This is a genomic window from Paraburkholderia sp. (assembly GCF_050742655.1).
GTDB lineage: Bacteria > Pseudomonadota > Gammaproteobacteria > Burkholderiales > Burkholderiaceae > Paraburkholderia.
The window spans coordinates 219,859-241,838 of record NZ_JBOIGG010000010.1; the positions used below are offsets into that span (position 1 = coordinate 219,859).

Sequence of the window (21,980 nt, forward strand, 5' to 3'; positions counted from 1 at the left end):
AGAAGCGCGTGGCCTCTTCCGTTTCGTTCAGCGTTGAACAGACCGCTAACGGTTAATCGATTGCCTTGTCGTTCGGGCTCTTGAAGAGCGCCTTGATGTCATCGCTTTCCGGGAAGTTCAGGTTGAGGCCCTTCGGCGGAATCGGCGATTCGAACCACTTCTTGTAGATCTGATCGGCTTCGCCCGACGTTTCGACCTTCGCGATCGCGTCGTCGACCACCTTCTTGAACTCCGGATCGTTCTTGCGCATCATGCAGCCGTACGCTTCATGCGATTGCGGCGCACCGGTGATCACGAAATCGTTCGGCGTCTTCGACTTCGCGCGTTCGCCCGCGAGCAGCGCGTCGTCCATCATGAACGCCACGGCGCGGCCGGTTTCCAGCGTCTGGAACGACTCGCCGTGATCCTTCGCGCTGATGATGTTCATGCCCATGCTCTTGTCCTGGTTCATCTTGCGCAGCAGACGCTCGGACGTGGTGCCAGCCGTCGTCACGACGGTCTTGCCCTTCAGGTCCGGGAAATCCTTGATGCCAGAATCCTTACGCGTCATCAGGCGCGTGCCGATCACGAAAATCGTGTTCGAGAACGCGGCCTGCTGCTGACGCTCGGCGTTGTTCGTCGTCGAGCCGCACTCGATGTCGATCGTGCCGTTCTGCACCAGCGGAATCCGGTTCTGCGACGTGACCGGCGTAAACTTGACCTTCAGGTTCGGCATGTTCAGCTTCTGCTTCACCGCCTCCACGACCTTCATCTGGAACTCATACGAGTAACCGATGACATTCTGCTTTTCGTCGTAATACGAGAACGGAATCGACGATTCGCGGTGACCCAGCGAGATGACCCCCGTATCCTTGATCTTCTTGAGCGTTCCAGCGTCCTGCGCGTGCGCGCCCACCGTAAACAGCCCCAGGGTTGCGAGCAGCAACGCAGCTTTTTTAACCTTCATGTGTGATCTCCTTGGCAAGAACGGCGCCAGTTTAGCAAAGTAATTATTCTGAAAGTAATGCTTGTTAACCATGCGACAGCCTGCGCCTGCGGCGCCGCTCCAGGAGCGGTCGGGCGATGCGCGGCGGACAGGCGCAAAAAGGCGGTCGACCTCTTGGGGAGATCGACCGCCGATACTGCACGCGCTCTTGTGGAGCGAGTCTGAATGTCGAAAGACCAGCCCGGGGGTAGGGGCCGATCCGCCGAAAAATGTCTGCCCAGTGAATCAGGAATACAGGCTCAGGGGTACAGGCCGCGCATTTCGCGCGCCTGCAGGATGCGCTTACACGCGACGATGAACGCCGCCGTGCGCACCGACACCTTCTGCTCGCTCGACACCTGCCACACAGCCGCGAACGCTTCGCGCATCACGCGTTCGAGCCGCTGGTTGATCTCGTCTTCGGTCCAGAAGAAGCTCGAGAAATCCTGCACCCATTCGAAGTACGACACCGTGACGCCACCCGCATTCGCGACGACGTCGGGGATCACGAGGGTGCCCTTGTCGTGCAGGATGTCGTCGGCCGCTGTGGTGGTCGGGCCGTTCGCGCCTTCGACGACGATCCGCGTGCGGATCTTGTGCGCGTTCTTTTCGGTAATCTGGTTTTCAAGCGCGGCCGGGATCAGGATGTCCGATTCCACGGTCCAGAACTCGTCGGCGGCGATCACATCGGCGCCGGCAAAACCGCCCACACCGCCCGTCTTCGCGACGTGCTCGAGCAGCGCAACGGCGTCGATGCCCGACGCCTTGTACAGCGAGCCCGTGTGATCCTGCACCGCGATGACCTTCGCACCGGCTTCCTGGAACAGCCGCGCGGCGATGCCGCCGACGTTGCCGAAGCCCTGCACCGCGATGCGCGCGCCTTCGATGTCGAAGCCGATCCGCCGTGCCGCTTCGCAGCCAACGACGAACACGCCGCGGCCCGTTGCCTCGCGACGGCCGAGCGAACCGCCGAGCGTGATCGGCTTGCCGGTCACGACGCCCGTGGCCGTCTGGCCCTGGTTCATCGAGTACGTGTCCATCATCCACGCCATGATCTGCTCGTTCGTGTTCACGTCCGGCGCGGGGATATCGGTGTTCGGTCCGATGATGATGCCGATTTCGCTGGTGTAGCGGCGCGTCATGCGTTCGAGTTCGCCGCGCGACAGCTTGCGCGGGTCGACGCGGATACCACCCTTCGCGCCGCCGTACGGCACGTTCACCGCCGCGTTCTTCACCGACATCCACGCCGACAGCGCCATCACTTCCGACAGCGTCACGTCCTGGTGGTAACGCACGCCGCCCTTGCCCGGACCGCGCGACACGTTGTGCTGCACGCGATAACCTTCGAAGTGCGCGACGGTGCCGTTATCGAGTTCGATGGGTACGTCGACGATCAGGATGCGCTTCGGGCGCTTCAGCGTTTCGAGCCAGCGCGACAGCGGGCCGAGGTACGGCGCCACGCGGTCGACCTGACGCAGATAGTTGCCCCAGGGGCCGAGGTCGTCGCTGTTCAGATAGGACGGGACGGACTGCAACGATGATGCGGACTGCGGTTGTGATGACATGAACGCTCCAGCGGTGGATCGAATCCGGCCATTGTCGAAAAACGCCGCCGCGAAATCCAATGCCGTTTGTTCATCCCGTTATGTTTTTCATGCATAACGTCGAAAAGGCGCAAAAGACTGTCGCGAACGGCGCAATGAATGTGTCCTCGAAGCGTGCATCATAGTCATGTCATTTTGATCGCGTCACTTCTCGCGTGTCTGCAGTTCGGCACTCACCGTGTCCCACAGCTGACGCACCAGCAGGTGCCGCGGATCGTCGCCCTGCACGGCCAGCTTGTCGCAGTACAGGCGAATTTCCATCGTTAGCGTGAACTGCCCTTCGGCAACGCCGCGAGTCGCGCGATCGAGCCGGATCAGCCGGCCGTCGGCGGTCGCGTCCTCGACCGCGCTGTGCGGCAGGAACGCGATGCCGTGACCCGCCAGCGCCATCGCCTTCAGGCCTTCGGCCATGTCGGTTTCGTACACCCGGTCGAGATAGAGGCGCGCCGGCGCGTTCGCGACGATCACTTCGGTCATCCGTCCCAGATACGCGTTCGGCGTGTACGACAGATACGGCGCGGGAGACTCCGGCGTGCCCGGCAGCGTGAAGCGTGCACGGCCCGCGCGCGTCGCGGCCGAGAACGGGCTGATCGATTCAATGCCGATCGTCAGCATGTCGTAGCGGGCCGGATCGAGCGCGATCGGATGGCTCGCATGGTGGTAGCCCATCACGAGATCGCAGCCGCCTTCGACCAGCGACAGTACCGCGTCGTGCACGTTCAGTGCGCGCAGCCGCGTGTGCACGGGCCCAAGCCGCGCCTCGATGCGCTGCAGCCAGCTCGGAAAATACGTGAGCGACAGCGTATGCGGCACCGCGAATTCGATCGTCGTGGCGGGCGTCGCGGTATGGCCGCGCAACAGCGTTCGCGCTTCGTGGAACTGCGACAGCATCGCGAGCGCCTGTTCGTAGAACACCTGGCCGGCCGACGTTAGCCGGGTCGGATAAACCGAACGATCGATCAATTCAGTGCCGAGCCACGCCTCGAGCGCCTGGATACGTCGCGAGAACGCGGGCTGCGTCACGTGGCGCAGTTCCGCCGAACGGCTGAAACTGTGGGTCTCCGCTAGCGAAACGAAGTCTTCAAGCCATTTGAGTTCCATGGGACCTTGTGGCAACAGGCAGGGTAAGCGTGGCGACGGGCGTCCGGCAGCCAGCATTCTAGCGGCCGGCCGCCGTTCCCGACGTGGGGCCGGTCGGGCGCACGCAGCGCGGGACGTCAGCCGTGCAGTGGTAAAATTCGCGGTTCTCCCGATCTTCACCCTCCGGTCCGCCCCATCATGTCCGACACCCGTCCCGATACCCTCTTCGCGCTGACCGCGCTTTCTCCGCTCGACGGCCGCTATGCGTCGAAAACCGAAGCCCTGCGCGAATGGCTGTCGGAGGCCGCGTTCATGCGTCATCGCGTGACGGTCGAGATCCACTGGCTGATCGCGCTGTCGCGTGCCGGTTTCGCCGAGGTGCCGCGCTTCTCCGACGCGTCCGAGCAGTTCCTGCTGCAGCTCGCCGAGCGCTTCACCGCGCACGACGCGGCGCGCATCAAGGACATCGAGCGCGTGACGAATCACGACGTGAAGGCCGTCGAATACTGGCTGAAGGAATCGGTGAAGGGACAGCCGGAACTGGAGCGCGCCAGCGAATTCATCCACTTCGCGTGCACGTCCGAGGACATCAACAACACGTCGCACGGGCTGATGCTCGCCGGCGCGCGCGAGCACGTGATTCTGCCCGCGCTGCGCTCGGTGTACGAACGGCTCGTCAAGCTCGCGCACACGCACGCCGAGCAGCCGATGCTGTCGCGCACGCACGGCCAGCCGGCCAGCCCGACCACGCTCGGCAAGGAAATCGCCAACGTCGCCGCGCGGCTCGCGCGCGCGATCGAGCGCGTCGCCAACGTCGAACTGCTCGGCAAGATGAACGGCGCGGTCGGCAACTTCAACGCGCATCTGTCCGCGTACCCGGAGTTCGACTGGGAAGCGTTTTCGCGCGAAGTCGTCGAAGCGCGACTGAAGCTGAAGTTCAACCCGTACACGATCCAGATCGAGCCGCACGACTACATGGCCGAGCTGTTCGACGCCGTTGCGCGCGCGAACACGATCCTGCTCGATCTCGACCGCGACGTGTGGGGCTACATCTCGCTCGGCTACTTCAAGCAGAGGACGAAGGCCGGCGAAATCGGTTCGTCGACGATGCCGCACAAGGTCAATCCGATCGACTTCGAGAACTCGGAAGGCAACCTCGGCCTCGCGAACGCGACGCTGCGCCATCTCTCCGACAAGCTGCCGGTGTCGCGCTGGCAGCGCGACCTGACCGACTCGACGGTGCTGCGCAATATGGGCGTCGCGTTCGGCTATTCGCTGCTCGCGTACGACGCGCTGATCCGCGGGCTCGACAAGCTCGAAGTGAATCCGCAGCGTCTGAACGACGACCTCGACAACTGCTGGGAAGTGCTCGCCGAGCCGGTGCAGACAGTGATGCGCCGCTACGGCATCGAGAATCCGTACGAGCAGCTGAAGGAGCTGACGCGCGGCAAGGGCATCACGCGCGACGCACTGCAGACGTTTATCAACGGCCTGCAGATTCCGGCCGACGCCAAAGAACGTCTGCTCGCGATGACGCCGGCGTCGTACGTCGGCAATGCGGTGGAACTCGCGAAACGGATCGCTTGATCGATTCGTCGGCGTCGCGCTTCAGGCTGTATTTCAGGCTGCACGCACGACATCCGCTGTAAAAAAATGGCGCTCAACTGAACTGAGCGCCATTTTTTATTTGACCCGCCACGCCGCCTGAAGCGGCGCAAAGTCACACGCCGCTGCGTCCCTTCAACTGCACGAACACGTTGTCGACGATCTGCTCCGGCGTCAGGTCGATGCTCACCGTGATCGCCTCGTCTTCGCCCGGTTCTTCGAGCGTATCGAGCTGGCTTTGCAGCAGCGAAGGATCGAAGAAGTGGCCGGTACGCGTCGTCAGGCGTTCGCGCAACGTTTCCACCGTGCCGTGCAGATACACGAACACCACATCGCTGTTGCCGTTACGCAGGATGTCGCGATAGGAGCGCTTCAGCGACGAGCACGTGAACACGGCCGTCTCGTTCGCGTGCTGCTTCTCCTCGATCGCCGCGCGGATCGTGCGCAGCCACGGCCAGCGGTCTTCATCGGTCAGCGGAATGCCGTGATGCATCTTCTCCTTGTTGGCCGCGCTGTGAAACGCGTCGCCGTCGGTGAAGCTGCATTGCAGGCGCTCCGCCAGCATTTCGCCGATGCGCGTCTTGCCCGCGCCCGACACACCCATCGCTATCAAGATCATCTACTGCTCCTTACTTACACGACCGTCGCGAGTGCGAACGTCAAACCTAAACCGAGCAACGAGATGATGGTTTCACACAGCGACCATGTCTTGAAGGTCTGCCCCACCGTCATGCCGAAGTATTCCTTGACCAGCCAGAAGCCGCCGTCGTTCACGTGCGAGAAGATCAGCGAACCGGAGCCGGTGGCGAGCACCAGCAGTTCGGCGCTCACGTGCACGCCGCTCGCCGTCGCGATCGGCGCGACGATGCCGCAGGCCGTGGTCATCGCGACCGTTGCCGAGCCCGTCGCGAGACGGATCAGCGCGGCAACGAACCAGCCGAACAGCAGCGGCGACAGATGTGCGTTCGTCGCTACTTCGACGATCTCCTTCGAAATACCGCTGTCCATCAGCACACGGCCGAACCCGCCGCCCGCCCCGACGATCAGCGTGATACCCGCGATCGGCGCGAGACAGTCGCCGCAGAACTTCTGGATCTGCGCGCGGTTGAAGCCGCGCTTCGCGCCGAACGTCCAGAAGCTCACGAGCACCGCGATCAGCAGCGCGACGTCGGAGTTGCCGACGAACTTCAGCAGATCGTTAGGCAGCGACTTCGGCGTGGACACGAGGTCGGCCCAGCTGCCGATCAGCATCAGGATCACCGGCAACAGGATCGTGAACAACGTGATGCCGAAGCTCGGCAACTCCCCCTTAGCGGGCGCGGCGCTGTCTTTATCGGTCGAACCCGTTTCGCCGGTCGCCCCATTCCCGCCGACGAACTGCGCGGCGAGCGCATTGTTTTCCGGCAGCTTGATGTAGCGATGAACCAGCAGCGCGAACAGCGGGCCAGCAACGATCGCCGTCGGAATGCCGATGATGAGCCCGTACGCGATCGTCCGGCCGATATCGGCGTGATACGCCTGGACCGCGAGCATCGCGGCCGGGTGCGGCGGAATCAGCCCGTGCACGACCGACAGCCCCGCGACCATCGGCAACCCGATCAGCAGCAGCGACTTGCCGGTGCGCTTCGCAACGTTGAACGCGATCGGGATCAGCAGCACGAAGCCCACTTCGAAGAACACCGGCAAGCCGACGATGATCGCGACGAACATCATCGCCCAGTGAATGTTCTTCTCGCCGAACCAGTCGATCAACGTGGTCGCGATGCGCTCGGCGCCGCCCGATTCCGCCATCATCTTGCCGAGCATCGTGCCGAGGCCGACGACGATCGCGATGTGCCCCAGCGTATTGCCGTTGCCGGTCTCGAACGACTTCACGATCTGACTCATCGGCATACCGACCGCGAGCCCGAGCAGCAGTGAGACGATGATCAGGACGAGGAACGGATACACCTTGTAGCGCGTGATCAGCAGGATCAGCAGCGCGATGGCGATCAATGCGTAAATCAGCAGCATGCTGCCGTGGACTGCTTCCATGGGGCGTCTCCTCTTCGTGATGGGGCGTTATGGGCCTGAACGCGATGCGGCTCGCGTCTTGTATCGCAACCTGGAGCGACGCCAGTCTGGCCGTCGCGCGGTCGCTGAATTTTACTGTCTGTTTCGCGATCAGGCGTGCCGAAGTGCAACATGAATGAGTTTGTCGCGCCTTGCGCCGCACAACGAAAAGCCTCGCGCAACAGCGATGACAGCTGCTACGCGAGGCTCGAAGGGCAAGTTCCATTCCCGGCTGCTTCGCGCAATGCGCAGCCGGTGTCGCTCGTGAGAACCTCTGTGGATCAGTGCGCGGGTGGCGCGAGTTCGCTCGCGGCACGTGCAAGCCGCGTAACCTCCGCCCAGTTCTGCGCGGCGACCGCGGCCTTCGGCGTCAGCCACGATCCGCCAACGCACACAACGTTCGGCAACGCGAGGAAATGCGGCGCGGTCTCCGCGCTGATACCGCCCGTCGGGCAGAACTTCAGCGTCGGGAACGGACCGTGGAACGCCTGCAGCATCGGCACGCCGCCGGCCGGCTGCGCAGGGAAGAACTTGACGATCTCGTAACCGAGTTCGAGCGCCGCGATGATGTCGGTCGGCGTCATCACGCCGGGCAGCAGCGGCAAGCCGGCGTCCTGCGCGGCCTGATGCATTTCCTTCGTCAGCCCCGGCGATACGCCGAACTGGGCGCCGGCCTTCTTCGCGAGCGCGCATTGCTCGGGATGCGTGATCGTGCCGACACCGACGACGATGTCGTCGGCCAGACCGCTCGCCCGCTCGATCGCCTTCAGGCCGGCTTCAGTGCGCAGCGTGATTTCGAGCACCTTCACACCGCCCGCGTGCAGCGCGCGCGACACGTTTTCGCCCTGCTCGGCCGATTCGAATGCGAGGACCGGAATGACCGGGCCGAGGCGCACGATGTCGCCCACTGTCTTCGTCGTCATGATTACGCTCCTTGTTTCTGCAGTTCGTGGCCGGCCTGAGTGGCGTGCGCCGGTTCGCCGATCAACGGTCCGAATATCGATGCGCCCAGTTCCGCCGGCGCGGCCGCCGCGCGGAACACGCCGAACAGTTCGCGGCCGAAGCCGACTTCGTTCGCAGCCTGATGCTCGGGCTCGGCGACCGGACGCGCGGCCCATTCCGCCGTGTCGATGTCGACGTCCAGCACGCCCGCGTCCGCGTCGATCACGATCGTGTCGCCCGTGCGCACCTTGCCGAGCGGGCCTTGCAGCAGCGCTTCCGGCGACAGGTGAATCACCGCGGGCACCTTGCCCGACGCACCCGACATGCGGCCGTCGGTGACGAGCGCGACGTGGAAACCCTGATCCTGCAACACGCCGAGCAGCGGCGTCAAACGATGCAGCTCCGGCATGCCGTTTGCACGCGCGCCCTGGAAGCGCACGATCGCGACGAAATCGCGCTTCAGCTCGTCGTTGTCGAACGCGGCCTGCACCGCTTCCTGCGAATCGAACACGATCGCAGGCGCAGTCACCTTGCGATGCTGCGCCGCGACCGCCGAGATCTTGATCACGCCACGGCCGAGCTTGCCCTGCATCAGGCGCAGGCCGCCGTCCGGCTGGAACGGCTCCGCGATGCCGCGCAACACGCTCGTGTCCTGGCTCGCCGGCACGCCGTCGACCCACGTCAACGTACCGTCCAGCAACTTCGGTTCCTGCGTGTACTTCGAGAGCCCGTGGCCGGCCACCGTCTTCACGTCTTCGTGCAGCAGACCGCCTTCGAGCAGATTGCGCACGAGGAACGCGACGCCGCCCGCTGCATGGAAGTGGTTCACGTCGGCCTTGCCGTTCGGATAGACCTTAGCAAGCAGCGGCACGGCCTGCGACAGTTCGTCGAAATCGTCCCAGTCGATCAGGATGCCGGCTGCGCGCGCGATCGCGACGAGGTGCATCGTGTGATTGGTCGAGCCGCCCGTCGCGAGCAGCGCGACGATGCCGTTGATGATTGCTTTCTCGTCGACGACGTGGCCGATCGGCGTGTAGTGACCACGATCGACGGTGAGATCGAGCACGCGGCGCGCGGCGGCGGCGGTGAGCGCTTCGCGCAGCGGCGTGTACGGATGCACGAACGCGGAGCCCGGCAGATGCAGGCCCATCACTTCCATCAGCATCTGGTTGCTGTTCGCGGTGCCGTAGAACGTGCAGGTGCCGTGACCGTGATACGCGGCTGCTTCCGCTTCGAGCAGCGCGTCGCGGCCGACTTTGCCGGTCGCGAACTGCTGGCGTATCTTCGCCTTGTCGTCGTTGGAGAGGCCGCTTGCCATCGGGCCGGCGGGCACGAAGATGGTCGGCAGATGGCCGAACTGCAGCGCGCCGATCAGGAGGCCGGGCACGATCTTGTCGCAGATGCCGAGACACAGCGCGGCATCGAACATGTTGTGGGTCAGCGCGACCGCGGTGCTCATCGCGATTACTTCGCGCGAGAACAGCGACAGCTCCATCCCGGCGTTGCCCTGCGTGACGCCATCGCACATCGCGGGCACGCCGCCGGCGAATTGCGCGACGCCGCCGTTTTCACGCGCAGCGCGCTTGATGACGTCCGGGTAGTCCTTGTACGGCGCGTGCGCCGACAGCATTTCGTTGTAAGAGGAGACGATACCGATGTTCGGCGCGTGGATCGCCTTGATCGTGAGCTTGTCGTTGCCTTCGAGGCCCGCGAACCCATGGGCGAGGTTCGCGCATGACAGCGCGCCGCGGGCGGGAAACCGGCCCTGCGCCGCATCGATGCGGGCCAGATAGGCCTCGCGGGTAGCCTTGCTGCGCTCGATCACGCGCCGCGTGACCTTCATCAAATGCGAGTGCGGGGAAACCATCGAATCTCCTTCGTCTTCGGGCAGGGACGTGTTGCACGATACGGCGTGGCCGGGTGGTCCCGGCATCTTTGATTCGGCATCTTAGTAGAAAAACTACACGCAGGCAATCCAGAAAGGCGCGGTCACAGCATCTCTTGTCCATCCATAAAACCCTTAATCTACGGCGCCTTCGCCGCTTCAAGCTAAAACCCAGGGAATACACCTACCATCGATATGTAGTTTTTGTACATTTTCACGAATCCGCTATAGTCCACCCATCTCTTTCCAGCATAGAGCGAGTTTTCCGATGATGCTGTCCCAGGTGGAAGCGATGCGCGACCAGTTGCGCCCGTCCGAGCGCAAGCTGGCCGACTACGTCATCGAGGCGCCGCGCGAAGTGCTCGATCTGTCGATGACCGAGGTCGCGCGCCGTGCTGGCGTGAGTCAGCCGACCATTGCGCGCTTCTGTCATGCGCTTGGCTTCTCGGGCTTCCGTGAATTCAAGATCCGGCTCGCGCAGGGCGTCGCCGCCGACGTGCCCGCCGTCTATCGCGACGTGCGGCCCGACGAGCCGGTGCCGGGCGTCGCGGCGAAGGTGCTCGACCGGACGATCGGCGCGCTGATCCAGGTGCGCAACAATCTGTCGTCGGATGCAGTCGCCGCGGCGATCGCGCTGCTCGCCGCCGCGCGGCGCATCGAGTTCTACGGCGCGGGCGGTTCGGGCATCGCCGCGCAGGACATGCAGCACAAGTTCTTCCGGCTGGGCATGCCGAGCGTCGCCTACTCGGACCCGCATACGTTCCTGATGTCGGCGGCGCTGCTCGGCGCGGGCGACGTTGTCGTCGCGATCTCGAACACAGGGCGCACGCGCGACATCGTCGATGCCGCGAAAGCAGCACTCGAAAAAGGGGCGAAGGTGATTGCGGTCACGCATGGCAACTCGCCGCTCGCGCGGGTCGCGACGATCGGCCTGCATGCGAACGTCGACGAAGACACCGACGTGTTCTCGCCGATGACGTCGCGCACGACGCATCTCGCGATCGGCGACATTCTCGCGGTCGGCGTCGCGCTGCAGCGCGGTCCGGAATTGACGGAGAAACTGGCGGGAGCGAAGGACCTGATCACGCGCCGGCGGATCGGTCCTCACGAATAGCGGACGATGGCCGCGCGGCACACGCCACACGGAATCTCAGGCTAAAAGAACTCAGAAGGGCTTGATCACCACCAGTGCGACCGCGGCCAGCAGGCCGAGCACGGGCAGTTCGTTGTACATCCGGTACCACTTGTGCGAGCGGCGGTTCTCGCCGCGCTCGAACGTCGCGAGCAACCTGCCGCAGTACGCGTGATAGATCACGAGCAGCACGACCACGCCGACCTTCGCGTGAATCCAGCCCTGCCCGCTCCCGATGCCGATCACGAGCCACAACCACAATCCGCACAGCAGCGCGGGCACCGCGATGAACGTCATGAAGCGGAACAGCTTGCGCGCCATGATGAGCAGACGCTTGATCGCGGCAGGCTCAGTCTCCATCGCGAGGTTCACGAAAATGCGCGGCAGGTAGAACAGGCCGGCAAACCAGGCCGCAACCAGAACGATGTGAAACGTTTTGATCCAAAGCATCGGCGGTCCTCGAAAAGAGATCATGGCCCGGCGGCGAAGAATCCGTCGCCTGTGGCGATCAATGACGGATGATCAACGAGACCGGGCAACCACGTTGAGCCGCCCGGCGTGGGTTATGCGATTACTGGCGGTTACTGCCGGCCTTCGCCGTGCCCGAGCACGACGTACTTCAGCGACGTGAGCCCGTCGAGCCCAACCGGACCGCGCGCGTGCAGCTTGTCGTTCGAAATGCCGATCTCCGCACCGAGACCGAACTCGAAGCCATCGGCGAAACGTGTCGACGCGTTGACCATCACGCTCGCCGAATCGACTTCGCGCAGGAAGCGCATCGCGCGGTCGTGGTCTTCGGTGACGATCGCATCGGTGTGCGCCGAGCTGTACGTGTTGATGTGATCGATCGCCGCGTCGAGTCCGTCGACGATCTTGATCGCGAGCACCGGCGCGAGGTATTCGGTGCGCCAGTCTTCTTCGGTCGCATCGACGAGCGGCCCGACTTTCGCCGCTTCGAGCACAGCGCGCGCCGCCGGATCGACGCGCAGCTCGACGTCCTTGTCGCGATATAGCCTGCCGAGCAGCGGCAGCACGTCGCCCGCGATACCGCGCGCGACCAGCAGCGTCTCCATCGTATTGCAGGTGCCGTAGCGATGCGTCTTCGCGTTGTCGCAGACGGTCAGCGCCTTCGTGAGATCCGCGCGATCGTCTACGTACACGTGGCAGATGCCGTCGAGGTGCTTGATCATCGGCACGCGCGCTTCTTCCATCAGCCGCGCGATCAGGCTCTTGCCGCCGCGCGGCACGATCACGTCGACGTATTCGGTCATCGTGATCAGCACACCGACCGCCGCGCGATCCGACGTCGCGACGACCTGCACCGCGTCCTGCGGCAGCCCGGCCGCTTCAAGGCCTTCGCCGATCAGCTTCGCCAGCGCCGTATTGCATTCGAGCGCTTCGGAACCGCCGCGCAGGATCGTCGCGTTGCCGGACTTCAGGCACAGCGCGGCCGCGTCGATCGTCACGTTCGGCCGCGATTCGTAGATGATGCCGATCACGCCGAGCGGCACGCGCATCTGGCCGACCTGGATGCCGCTCGGCCGGTACTTGAGATTGCTGATCTCGCCGATCGGATCGGGCAGCGCGGCGACCTGCCGCAAGCCTTCGACCATCGTCTTCAACGTCTTGTCGGACAGCGTGAGCCGGTCGATGAACGCAGCGTCGAGCCCGCGCTCGCGCGCCTTCGCGACGTCGCGTGCATTCGCCGCTTTCAGCTGCGCCGCATCGCGCTCGACCGCGTGCGCGATTGCGTCGAGCGCGGCGTTCTTCGCCGCCGTCGACGCACGCGCCATCGCACGCGATGCGTGACGGGCGCGGCGACCGAGGTCGGTCATGTACTGGTCGATATCCACCGTTGTGATTCTCGGATGCCCGTGCGGACCGAAGACGGCGCCGGCGCGGTGTACTGCGGAGTTAAGCAGGAGATGCGTAGATTGTAAGTCCAGCGACGCCGGTTTGCTCGCCCGCCGTTGCGTAGCTGGCGACGGTGCGGCCTGGCCGTCAGCCCGCGCGGCGCGCTGGGGTCCGCGATGGGGCCGGACGCGGCGCGGCAACCATCATCGCGAGTTCGAACAGGCCGTCCCATGGGTCCGGCGGCGGATTGTCGCGGGGCCGGCCGGGCACGTTGCCCGACAGCCCTTTCACCTGCCGGTCCAGCCGCGCCGCGAGCGCCAGCCCTTTTTCCAGCGCGGCCTCGGTGACGCGCGACAGCGCCGGCCCGACGAGCCGTTCGCGCGGACCCCACACGCGGTTCTCGCGCAGCAGCATTGCGAGCGGCTTGCCTGCCTCGACGCCACGCTTGATGCGCAGCAGCGTGCGCACTTCCTCGACCACCGCCCACAGCACGAGAACCGCGGCCTCGCCTTCGCCGTGCAACCCGTCGAGCATTCGTGAAAGGCGTCCGACGTCGCCGGCCAGCATCGCTTCGTTCAGCTTGAACACGTCGTAGCGCGCAACGTTGAGCACCGCGTCGTGCACCTGCTCGAACGTCAGCACGCCGGCCGGATAGAGCAGCCCGAGCTTCTGGATTTCCTGGTGCGCCGCGAGCAGATTGCCCTCGACGCGCTCCGCAATGAACTGCAGCGCGCGCCGTCCGTCTTCGCCGGGTGCCATCCGCTGGTTCTGCAGCGCGAGCCGCTGACCGATCCAGTTCGGCAGTTGTGCGCGCTCGATCGAATCGACCTTCAGTGCTACGCCCGCATCCGCGAGCGCGGTGAACCACGCCGACTTTTGGGTCGCGGCATCGAGGCGCGGCAGCGTCACGAGCGTCAGCACGTCGGGATTGGCGGCCGCGGCCAGCGACTTCAGCGCGTCCGCGCCTTCCTTGCCGGGCTTGCCCGACGGAATCCGCAACTCGACCAGTTGCCGGTCGCCGAACAGCGACATCGACTGGCTCGCGCCGAGCAGCGAACTCCAGTCGAACCCGCGCTCCACGGTGAACACCGAGCGATCCGTGAAGCCGGCCGCGCGCGCTGAAGCACGAATGCGGTCGCACGCTTCCTGCGCGAGCAGATGCTCGTCGCCGTACACGACGTACAGTCCCGCGAGTCCCTTCGCGAGATGCGGTTCGAGCGCGTCGAGTCTTAGCTGCATGACGAGAAATGCGTACCGGTCACAGCGGCGGCGGCGGCAGCGGTGCGCGCGGCGCGACGGCCGGCACTTCCTGGCCCGGTGCCGGATGCAGCGACCGCACGGCGGCGAGCCGGCGTGTGAGCTGATCGACTGCGTCGCTGCGCATGTCGGCCACCAGCAGATCCATTTCCGATGCCTTCGCCTGCGAGTACTGGTCGCTATAGGTCATCGCGCGGTTCAGCGCGATCGAACTCGGCGGGATCAGCAACGTGCCGTCCGTGCCGACCAGCGAATAGTTCAGCGTGTAGTTGATCTGATATTCCTCGACCACGCCGAGAGAATTCAGCGTCAGCACGCTCGTGCCCGACGACTCGGACATGCGCAGTGTTGCGTCGGCATTCGCGGCCGAGTTCACTACGACGGTGTCGCTGCCGCCTTCGACCATCCGCGTGAGACGAGCGGCCGCAGCCGCATTCGCGCCCGTGAGCGCGAGGCGCTTGAACGCGTAGTCCTGCTGGCCGCGCAGCTGGAAGCCGCACGCCGACAGCATCAATACGCTGCATACGAGCGTCACAAACGATCTGCGAGTCACATTGGCTCCTGGTTCGCAGTCAATCCGCGGCGGACAGGCAGCACCTTCATACGGGCCGCGCCGCCTGCCGCCGCTTCGACATCAAACGACGATATTCACCAGCCGTCCCGGCACGACGACGATCTTCTTCGCGGGCTTGCCTTCGCTGAACTTCGCGAACATCTCGTGCTCGAGCGCAGCTGCTTCGATGGCTTCGCGCGGCGCGTCCTTCGCAACCGTCACAGCACCGCGCACCTTGCCGTTCACCTGCAGCACGAGTTCGATTTCAGCCTGTTCGAGCGCCTGTTCGTCGACCTTCGGCCACGACGCATCGAGCAGCGAACCGGATTCGTCCGCGTAGCCGAGTTCGCGCCACAACTGGAACGTGACGTGCGGGACCACCGGATACAGCACGCGCAACAGCACGCCATACGTTTCGCGCAGCACGGCCGGCTGCGCACCCTTCGCGCCTTCGAGCGCGTTCAGCATCTTCATTGCCGCCGACACGACCGTGTTGTACTGCAGCCGCTGATAGTCGAAATCGGCCTGCTTCAGCACGGTGTAGATCTCTCGGCGCGCGGTGCGATCGATGTCGCTCAACGCGGTGGCCGGCGCGTGCTGCTTCAACAGCGCCTCGTTCGCGTGGCCGAAGCTCCACACCCGACGCAGGAAGCGGCTCGCACCCTCGACGCCCGAACCCGACCACTCGAGCTGTTGCTCCGGCGGCGCGGCGAACATCGTGAACAGACGCGCGGTGTCCGCGCCGTACTGGTCGATCAGCAACTGCGGATCGACGCCGTTGTTCTTCGACTTCGACATCTTCTCGACGCCGCCGAGCACAACCGACTGGCCATCCGAGTTCAGTGTCGCGCCGATCGGGCGACCCTTGTCGTCGTACGTGACGGTGACGTCGGCGGGGTTGTACCAGGTCTTCTTGCCCGCGTCGTTTTCGCGGTAGTAGGTTTCGTTCAGCACCATCCCCTGCGTGAGCAGGTTCTTCGCGGGCTCGCTGAAATCGACGAGACCGAGATCGCGGCACACCTTCGCCCAGAAGCGCGAGTACAACAGGTGCAGGATCGCGTGCTCGATGCCGCCGATGTACTGGTCCATCGGCATCCAGTAGTCGGTGCGCGCATCGACCATCGTCTTCGCGTCCGGCGACGCGTAGCGGTAGAAGTACCACGCCGAATCGACGAAGGTGTCCATCGTGTCGGTCTCGCGCTTCGCGGGCGCGCCGCAGGTCGGGCACGTGCAGTTCACGAATGCTTCCGACTTCGCGAGCGGATTGCCCGTACCGTCCGGCACCAGATCCTCCGGCAATATGACCGGCAGATCCTGCTCGGGCACCGGCACATCGCCGCACGTGTCGCAGTGGATGATCGGGATCGGCGTGCCCCAGTAGCGCTGGCGTGAAACGCCCCAGTCGCGCAGGCGCCATGTGACCTGCTTGTCGCCGAGGCCGAGCGCTTTCAGATCGCTGGCGATCGCATCGACCGCCGCGCCGTACGCCATACCGTCGTACTTGCCGCTGTTCACGAGCACGCCGTGCTCCTTGTCGGCGTACCACTCCTGCCATGCATCGGTTGCGAACGACTGCCCTTCCACCGCGACCACCTGGGTGACCGGAATGCCGTACTTCTTCACGAACGCGAAGTCGCGCTCGTCATGCGCTGGCACGCCCATCACCGCGCCTTCGCCGTAGCTCATCAGCACGTAGTTGCCGATCCACACCGGCACGCTTTCCTGCGTGAGCGGATGCGTGACGTGGAAGCCGGTTGCCATGCCCTTCTTTTCCATCGTCGCCATGTCGGCTTCGGCGACGCCGCCCTGCTTGCATTCCTCGATGAATGCCTGCAGATCGGGCCGATCCTGTGCGAGACGCGTGGCGAGCGGATGCTCGGCGGCGACCGCGCAGAACGTGACGCCCATGATCGTGTCGGCGCGCGTCGTGAACACGCGCAGCAGCTTCTGCTCGCCGTCGAGCTCGTACGGGAAACCGAAGTTCACGCCATAGCTCTTGCCGATCCAGTTCTGCTGCATGATCTTCACGCGCTCGGGCCAGCCGAGCCCTTCCAGATCCTTCAGCAGTTCGTCCGCGTACTGCGTGATGCGCATGTAGTACATCGGGATTTCGCGCTTTTCGACAAGCGCGCCCGAACGCCAGCCGCGCCCGTCGATCACCTGTTCGTTCGCGAGCACGGTCTGGTCGACCGGGTCCCAGTTCACGGTGCCGGTCTTCTTGTACGCGATGCCCTTCTCGAGCATCTTCAGGAACAGCCACTGGTTCCAGCGGTAGTAATCGGGGCTGCAGGTGGCGACTTCGCGCGACCAGTCGATCGCGAGACCGATCGACTGCATCTGCTTCTTCATGTACGCGATGTTGTCGTAGGTCCAGCGCGCGGGCGGCACGCCGTTCGCCATCGCGGCGTTTTCGGCGGGCATGCCGAACGCGTCCCAGCCCATCGGCATCAGCACGTTGTAGCCGTTCATCCGCAGGTAGCGGTACATCACGTCGTTGATCGTGTAGTTGCGCACGTGGCCCATGTGCAGCTTGCCCGACGGGTACGGCAGCATCGAGACGCAATAGAACTTCGGCTTGCCGGCGGTTTCCGTCGTCTTGTACACGTCGCTCGCGCGCCATTCGGTCTGGGCGGCGGATTCGACGTCGGAGGAAACGTATTTTTCTTGCATGGTCTGATGGATCGCTGGGTTCGGTGCTTTCGCACCGGGCGTGGTGCTCTGCTTGACGGACAATCGGGCAATCCGACGGTCACGCTTCCCTTCGACGAAGGGAAAGCGCCGATTATACCGTCCGGCGGTCCGTGCGCCGTGGGTTGCGCGAGGCGTTCGCGGCGGCCGCGACGTTCGTGGCACGGCTTGGGCGAGCGGGCTCTGCCCGACCATGGCCGACGGTTCGTCAGTGCGCCGGGACAGACGCGGGCGGCGGATCGGTGACGAAGCCGAGGCGCTCGAGACCCGCCTGCTGCGCCGCGCCCATCACCTGCGCGACGATCTCGTAGCGCGTGTCGCGCGCGGCTCTCAAATGAATTTCAGGCTGTTCCGCGCGATGCCCCGCATCGGTCAGACGGGTGCGCAGCTGGTCGAGCGTCAGGGTGCTGCCGTCCCAGTAGATCTTGCCCGCGGCGTCGATCGACAGCGTGATGGTCTGCGGCGTCTGCCGGGCCGGCTCGGACGCGACGCGCGGCAGATCGAGCCGGATCGCGTGCGTGAAGAGCGGCGCGGTGATGATGAAGATGACCAGCAGCACGAGCATCACGTCGATCAGCGGCGTCATGTTGATGTCCGCCATCGGCGCGGCCTGCTGCTTCTTTTCGAGTCCGCCGAATGCCATGTCGTTTCTCCGCCCGAACGCCGGTACAGGTGGTGACGGTGCGTCAGCCGGCCGGCGCGCACACGTACGCGTGCAGGTCGTGCGCGAAGCCGTCGAGTTCTTCCGACAGCTGCCGCACCATCCGTCCGAGCACGTTGTACGCGAGCACCGCCGGGATCGCGACGACGAGGCCGAACGCGGTCATGATGAGCGCTTCGCCCACCGGCCCCGCGACGTTCTCGATCATCGCCTGACCGCTCGCGGCGATGCTGCCTAGCGCGTGATAGATGCCCCACACGGTGCCTAGCAGTCCGACGAACGGCGCAGTACTGCCCACCGACGCCAGTAGTACCTGACCGAATTCGAGCCGCCGTTGCGATGCGTTGAGCGCCTGTCGCAGCGCGCGCAGCACGCGTTCGCTACGCTCGACGCGCGCGAGCAGCACACCGGGAATATCGGCTTCGGCGGCATGCAGCGCGGCTTCGGCAAGCGGCGCGAAGACCCGCTCGCGATCCCTGCGACGCAGCACGTCGACACCGTCGGACAAGGTGGATGCCTGCCAGAACTGCGCAATCGCACGCGGTGCCTGACGCTTCGCGCGGCTCAGCATCCACGCCTTGACGATCAGAAAGCACCAGCTCGCAACCGACATGGCCAGCAGCACGTAGGCGACCGCATGGGTGATCGCGTCGCTCGTTTGCAGGTAATGGATGATGCCGGTGCTTGCCATCGGACCTCGCGGGGAACTCGCGGTGAAAGGACTCAGCGCAGGCCGAGCACGTCCTGCATGTCGTACAGGCCGGCCTTCTGGCCTTCGAGGAAGCGCACTGCGCGCAGCGCGCCCTGTGCATATGACAGACGGCTCGCGGATTTGTGCGTAATTTCGATGCGCTCGCCGATGCCCGCGAACAGCACCGTGTGATCGCCGACGATGTCGCCGCCACGAATCGCGGAGAAGCCGATCGTGGAAGGATCGCGTTCACCGGTCACGCCTTCGCGGCCGTACACCGCGCAGCTGTCCAGATCGCGGCCGAGCGCGCCAGCGATTGCTTCGCCCATCATCAGCGCGGTGCCGGACGGTGCGTCGACCTTGTGACGGTGATGCGCCTCGATGATTTCGATGTCGTAGCCGGTCGCGAAATGCTGTGCCGCGAATTCGAGCAGCTTCAACGTGACGTTCACGCCGACGCTCATGTTCGCCGCGAACACGATGCCTATACGCTCCGACGCCGCACGCAGCCGCGCTTTCTGATCGTTGTCGAAACCGGTCGTGCCGATCACGAGCTTCACATCGTGGCGCAGCGCGGCCTCGATGTGCGTCATCGTGCCCTCGGGGCGCGTGAAGTCGATCAGGTAATCGGATTCCGCGAACACGCGGTCGAGATCATCGGTCAGCACGACGCCGGTCTGTTTGCCGAGAAACGCACCGGCGTCCTGACCGAGCTGCGGCGAACCCTCGCGATCGAGTGCGCCGGACAGCGTCGCGGCGGGATCGGCAAGGACCGTTTCGATGAGCATCCGGCCCATACGGCCCGATGCACCGGCAATTGCAATCTTCATGGACAACTCGTGATGTCGATGCGAAAACGTGTGGGCGTTTCTACGTAAAACCCGCCACGTAAAACCGCCGCGTGAAACCGGAACCCGCGCGGAAATCCGTAGCTGGGCGCGCGCATTGCGCACCCAGCCTCATGCAGATGGACAGCGCGTTTACTCGCTCGTTCCCGTGCTGGAAGGCGACGTGAGCGGCGCGTTGTACGTCGGACCGCTGTTGCTTTGCGACGATCCCGTCGGACCGACCGGATTGTCCTGCGGACCCTGAACCTGAGGCGGCGGCGGACGGTGGAACTGGAACTGCGGCTGGCCCGGCTGCGTCGCGGCCTGCGGCACGCCGCCGTTCGACGACGGCGTATTCGCGCGCACCGACGGCGTGGTGCCCGACGGCGTCTGCACTGCGCTCGTCGCGCGGTTAGCCGCCTGGGCTGCCTGGGCGTTGGCGTCGGTGTCCTCGGAAGGCGGCACGGAAGCACCCGATGCGTCGGGGGCTGGAGTCGCCGTAGCATCGCTGCTTGCAGCCGCCGCAACCGATGCCCCGCTGGTCGCGGCCGGCACCTTCGCTTTCTTGCCGGTCCGGTCGCCGTCGATTTCCGCGAGCAATTCGAGATTGGAAGGCAGATCTTCGCCGCCCGACCAGCTCGCGACGCGATCGCCCGCGAAGATCACGACGAAATCGCGCTGCTGGACGATCGACGTCGAGCCGCGCTTGAAGTAGAACACGTAGTCCCAGCGATCGGCATGGAACATGTCGGTGAGAAGCGGCGTGCCAAGAACCTGCTTGACCTGCGCGCGCGACATGCCAACCTGCATCTGCGCCGCGGCTTCCTTCGAGACGAAGTTGCCTTGCACGACAGTAATACGATAGGGCGTGATGGTCTGCGCGATGCGCTGCGTCAGGCTGTCGTAAGTAGAACATCCGCCGAGAACGGTTATCACCGCAGCCGCCGCAACCGTGCTCAACAAGGTACCCCGCATGCGGCTCCCCCAGATCGATAAAGATTTAGAAATCATTTCACTCACCGTGCGGGCTCGGAGACAAGCCGCGCGTGTTTCATTCCGTCGAAGATGGCCTTGAACAGCAAAAACACATTACTATTAGAACCGTGCATTGTACTCTAGGGATCCCTTGACATGACCAATCCAACCGATCTCAAGAACATCGGACTCAAGGCGACCCTGCCGCGCCTCAAAATCCTCGAGATTTTCCAGCATAGCCCAGTCCGCCATCTGACCGCAGAAGACGTCTATCGCAACCTGCTGCACGAAGAACTCGACATCGGGCTCGCGACGGTCTATCGCGTGCTCACGCAGTTCGAGCAGGCAGGGCTGCTGTCGCGAAGCAACTTCGAATCGGGCAAAGCGGTGTTCGAGCTGAATGAAGGTACGCACCACGATCACCTGGTGTGCCTCGACTGCGGTCTCGTCGAAGAATTTTTCGACGGCGAAATCGAAAGCCGGCAACAGTCCATCGCGAAGGAACGCGGCTTCAAGCTGCAGGAACACGCGCTCGCACTGTACGGGGCCTGTACGAAGGAAAACTGCCCGCATCGCAAGCACTGACGCGCGCTGCGCCGCATCGCTTCAGACGAAAATGGCCGACATCTGTCGGCCGTTTTTTCATCTGATCGCGGCAACGCGAATGCACAAAGCGCGGCCTCAATCTCAATGCGACGCATTCACTATCAACTCGGATTCCAGCTCGAGCCGTAGCGGCTCAGACAGCACAATTTCATCGCAGTTCGGCTGAACGCCGCCGCGATCCACGACGACGAAATCGCTGACGCGCTCGAGCGCGAGCAGCGGGTGATGCCACACGCCGCGCGCATAGTTCACGCCCTGCCAGCCGTCGCTGACGAATGCGCGCATCCGGGCGGGATCGAGTTCGCCGGCAGGCGCGACGACGACAAGGTAGCGGACGTCCGCAAGCGGAACGAATGCCTGGCTGCCATGCGGATGCCGCTCCATCATGTCGATCTCGACCGGTAACGCCCGCGGCTGCGCACGAAACAGGTTGATCAGCGGACGACCGCCGTCCATGCAGACGTCGACGTTCGCGAGATCGTGATAGCGCTCGGTCGTGCCACCGTTGATCGGAAAGTGCCGGGCACCCGCCCGTTCGATCACGTCGCCGAACGGCGCGAACGCCGCGCGCGTCAGACGCTCCACTCGCAAGGTCTTCACCGCC

General features: G+C 64.4%; 20 protein-coding genes. 3 read left to right on the forward strand and 17 right to left on the reverse strand.

Annotation, left to right across the window (positions count from 1 at the left end; translation table 11 throughout):
• Positions 1–52: 52 nt before the first annotated feature.
• From ACREXZ_RS16485 to ACREXZ_RS16495, 3 genes are all read right to left on the reverse strand, one after another.
• Positions 53–946, reverse strand: a complete 894-nt coding sequence (locus ACREXZ_RS16485) for a glutamate/aspartate ABC transporter substrate-binding protein (RefSeq protein WP_431765163.1) — start codon at positions 944–946, stop codon at positions 53–55.
• A 278-nt stretch (positions 947–1,224) separates the two neighbouring features.
• Positions 1,225–2,529 carry a Glu/Leu/Phe/Val family dehydrogenase gene (locus ACREXZ_RS16490; protein WP_431765164.1) on the reverse strand — a complete coding sequence of 435 codons (1,305 nt, stop codon included), beginning with the start codon at positions 2,527–2,529 and terminating at the stop codon, positions 1,225–1,227.
• Between the two features lie 183 nt (positions 2,530–2,712).
• The gene (locus tag ACREXZ_RS16495) at positions 2,713–3,669 is read right to left on the reverse strand and encodes a LysR family transcriptional regulator (protein ID WP_431765165.1); all 957 of its coding nucleotides are present in this window, start codon (positions 3,667–3,669) and stop codon (positions 2,713–2,715) included.
• Positions 3,670–3,846: 177 nt separating this feature from the next.
• Here ACREXZ_RS16495 and purB point away from each other — a divergent pair, with 177 nt between their 5' ends.
• Positions 3,847–5,235, forward strand: coding sequence for an adenylosuccinate lyase (purB, locus tag ACREXZ_RS16500; RefSeq protein ID WP_431765166.1), 1,389 nt, complete (start codon positions 3,847–3,849; stop codon positions 5,233–5,235).
• Between the two features lie 133 nt (positions 5,236–5,368).
• Here purB and ACREXZ_RS16505 read toward each other — a convergent pair whose 3' ends face one another.
• From ACREXZ_RS16505 to edd, 4 genes are all read right to left on the reverse strand, one after another.
• Positions 5,369–5,872: a gluconokinase gene (locus ACREXZ_RS16505; RefSeq protein ID WP_431765167.1), complete on the reverse strand. Its 504-nt coding sequence runs from the start codon at positions 5,870–5,872 to the stop codon at positions 5,369–5,371.
• 14 nt (positions 5,873–5,886) lie between these two features.
• Positions 5,887–7,287, reverse strand: a complete 1,401-nt coding sequence (locus tag ACREXZ_RS16510) for a gluconate:H+ symporter (protein ID WP_431765168.1) — start codon at positions 7,285–7,287, stop codon at positions 5,887–5,889.
• 299 nt (positions 7,288–7,586) lie between these two features.
• Positions 7,587–8,228, reverse strand: a complete 642-nt coding sequence (eda, locus tag ACREXZ_RS16515; RefSeq protein ID WP_431765169.1) for a bifunctional 4-hydroxy-2-oxoglutarate aldolase/2-dehydro-3-deoxy-phosphogluconate aldolase — start codon at positions 8,226–8,228, stop codon at positions 7,587–7,589.
• Between the two features lie 2 nt (positions 8,229–8,230).
• Positions 8,231–10,114 carry a phosphogluconate dehydratase gene (edd, locus tag ACREXZ_RS16520; RefSeq protein ID WP_431765170.1) on the reverse strand — a complete coding sequence of 628 codons (1,884 nt, stop codon included), beginning with the start codon at positions 10,112–10,114 and terminating at the stop codon, positions 8,231–8,233.
• Positions 10,115–10,400: 286 nt separating this feature from the next.
• Between edd and ACREXZ_RS16525 the strand changes: the two genes are divergently transcribed.
• Positions 10,401–11,246 carry a MurR/RpiR family transcriptional regulator gene (locus tag ACREXZ_RS16525; protein WP_431765171.1) on the forward strand — a complete coding sequence of 282 codons (846 nt, stop codon included), beginning with the start codon at positions 10,401–10,403 and terminating at the stop codon, positions 11,244–11,246.
• A gap of 51 nt (positions 11,247–11,297) precedes the next feature.
• On the opposite strand, the gene ACREXZ_RS16530 is transcribed toward ACREXZ_RS16525, so the two are convergent.
• The 9 genes from ACREXZ_RS16530 to ACREXZ_RS16570 all read right to left on the reverse strand — a co-directional run bounded on the left by ACREXZ_RS16530 (position 11,298) and on the right by ACREXZ_RS16570 (position 20,770).
• A complete protein-coding gene (locus ACREXZ_RS16530; protein WP_431765172.1) occupies positions 11,298–11,714 on the reverse strand; it encodes a CopD family protein in 417 nt (138 codons plus the stop codon).
• Positions 11,715–11,845: 131 nt separating this feature from the next.
• A complete protein-coding gene (locus ACREXZ_RS16535) occupies positions 11,846–13,117 on the reverse strand; it encodes a glutamate-5-semialdehyde dehydrogenase (RefSeq protein WP_431765173.1) in 1,272 nt (423 codons plus the stop codon).
• A gap of 148 nt (positions 13,118–13,265) precedes the next feature.
• Complete coding sequence (gene holA / locus ACREXZ_RS16540) at positions 13,266–14,357, reverse strand: DNA polymerase III subunit delta (protein WP_431765174.1); 1,092 nt, start codon at positions 14,355–14,357, stop codon at positions 13,266–13,268.
• A gap of 19 nt (positions 14,358–14,376) precedes the next feature.
• The gene (gene lptE / locus ACREXZ_RS16545) at positions 14,377–14,928 is read right to left on the reverse strand and encodes an LPS assembly lipoprotein LptE (protein ID WP_431765175.1); all 552 of its coding nucleotides are present in this window, start codon (positions 14,926–14,928) and stop codon (positions 14,377–14,379) included.
• An 81-nt stretch (positions 14,929–15,009) separates the two neighbouring features.
• Positions 15,010–17,598: a leucine--tRNA ligase gene (leuS, locus tag ACREXZ_RS16550; RefSeq protein ID WP_431765176.1), complete on the reverse strand. Its 2,589-nt coding sequence runs from the start codon at positions 17,596–17,598 to the stop codon at positions 15,010–15,012.
• A 226-nt stretch (positions 17,599–17,824) separates the two neighbouring features.
• A complete protein-coding gene (locus ACREXZ_RS16555; protein ID WP_431765177.1) occupies positions 17,825–18,259 on the reverse strand; it encodes an ExbD/TolR family protein in 435 nt (144 codons plus the stop codon).
• A gap of 43 nt (positions 18,260–18,302) precedes the next feature.
• Positions 18,303–18,968, reverse strand: a complete 666-nt coding sequence (locus ACREXZ_RS16560; protein ID WP_431765178.1) for a MotA/TolQ/ExbB proton channel family protein — start codon at positions 18,966–18,968, stop codon at positions 18,303–18,305.
• Positions 18,969–19,000: 32 nt separating this feature from the next.
• Entirely contained in the window at positions 19,001–19,798 is a 798-nt protein-coding gene (gene dapB, locus ACREXZ_RS16565) for a 4-hydroxy-tetrahydrodipicolinate reductase (RefSeq protein WP_431765179.1), read from the reverse strand.
• A gap of 150 nt (positions 19,799–19,948) precedes the next feature.
• The gene (locus tag ACREXZ_RS16570) at positions 19,949–20,770 is read right to left on the reverse strand and encodes an outer membrane protein assembly factor BamE (RefSeq protein ID WP_431765180.1); all 822 of its coding nucleotides are present in this window, start codon (positions 20,768–20,770) and stop codon (positions 19,949–19,951) included.
• 156 nt (positions 20,771–20,926) lie between these two features.
• On the opposite strand from ACREXZ_RS16570, the gene fur reads away from it, so the two are divergent.
• Positions 20,927–21,355 (forward strand): ferric iron uptake transcriptional regulator, encoded by a 429-nt coding sequence (gene fur / locus ACREXZ_RS16575; protein WP_431765181.1) that lies wholly within the window; start codon positions 20,927–20,929, stop codon positions 21,353–21,355.
• 102 nt (positions 21,356–21,457) lie between these two features.
• Here fur and ACREXZ_RS16580 read toward each other — a convergent pair whose 3' ends face one another.
• A complete protein-coding gene (locus tag ACREXZ_RS16580; protein WP_431765182.1) occupies positions 21,458–21,976 on the reverse strand; it encodes an ureidoglycolate lyase in 519 nt (172 codons plus the stop codon).
• Positions 21,977–21,980: the final 4 nt, after the last annotated feature.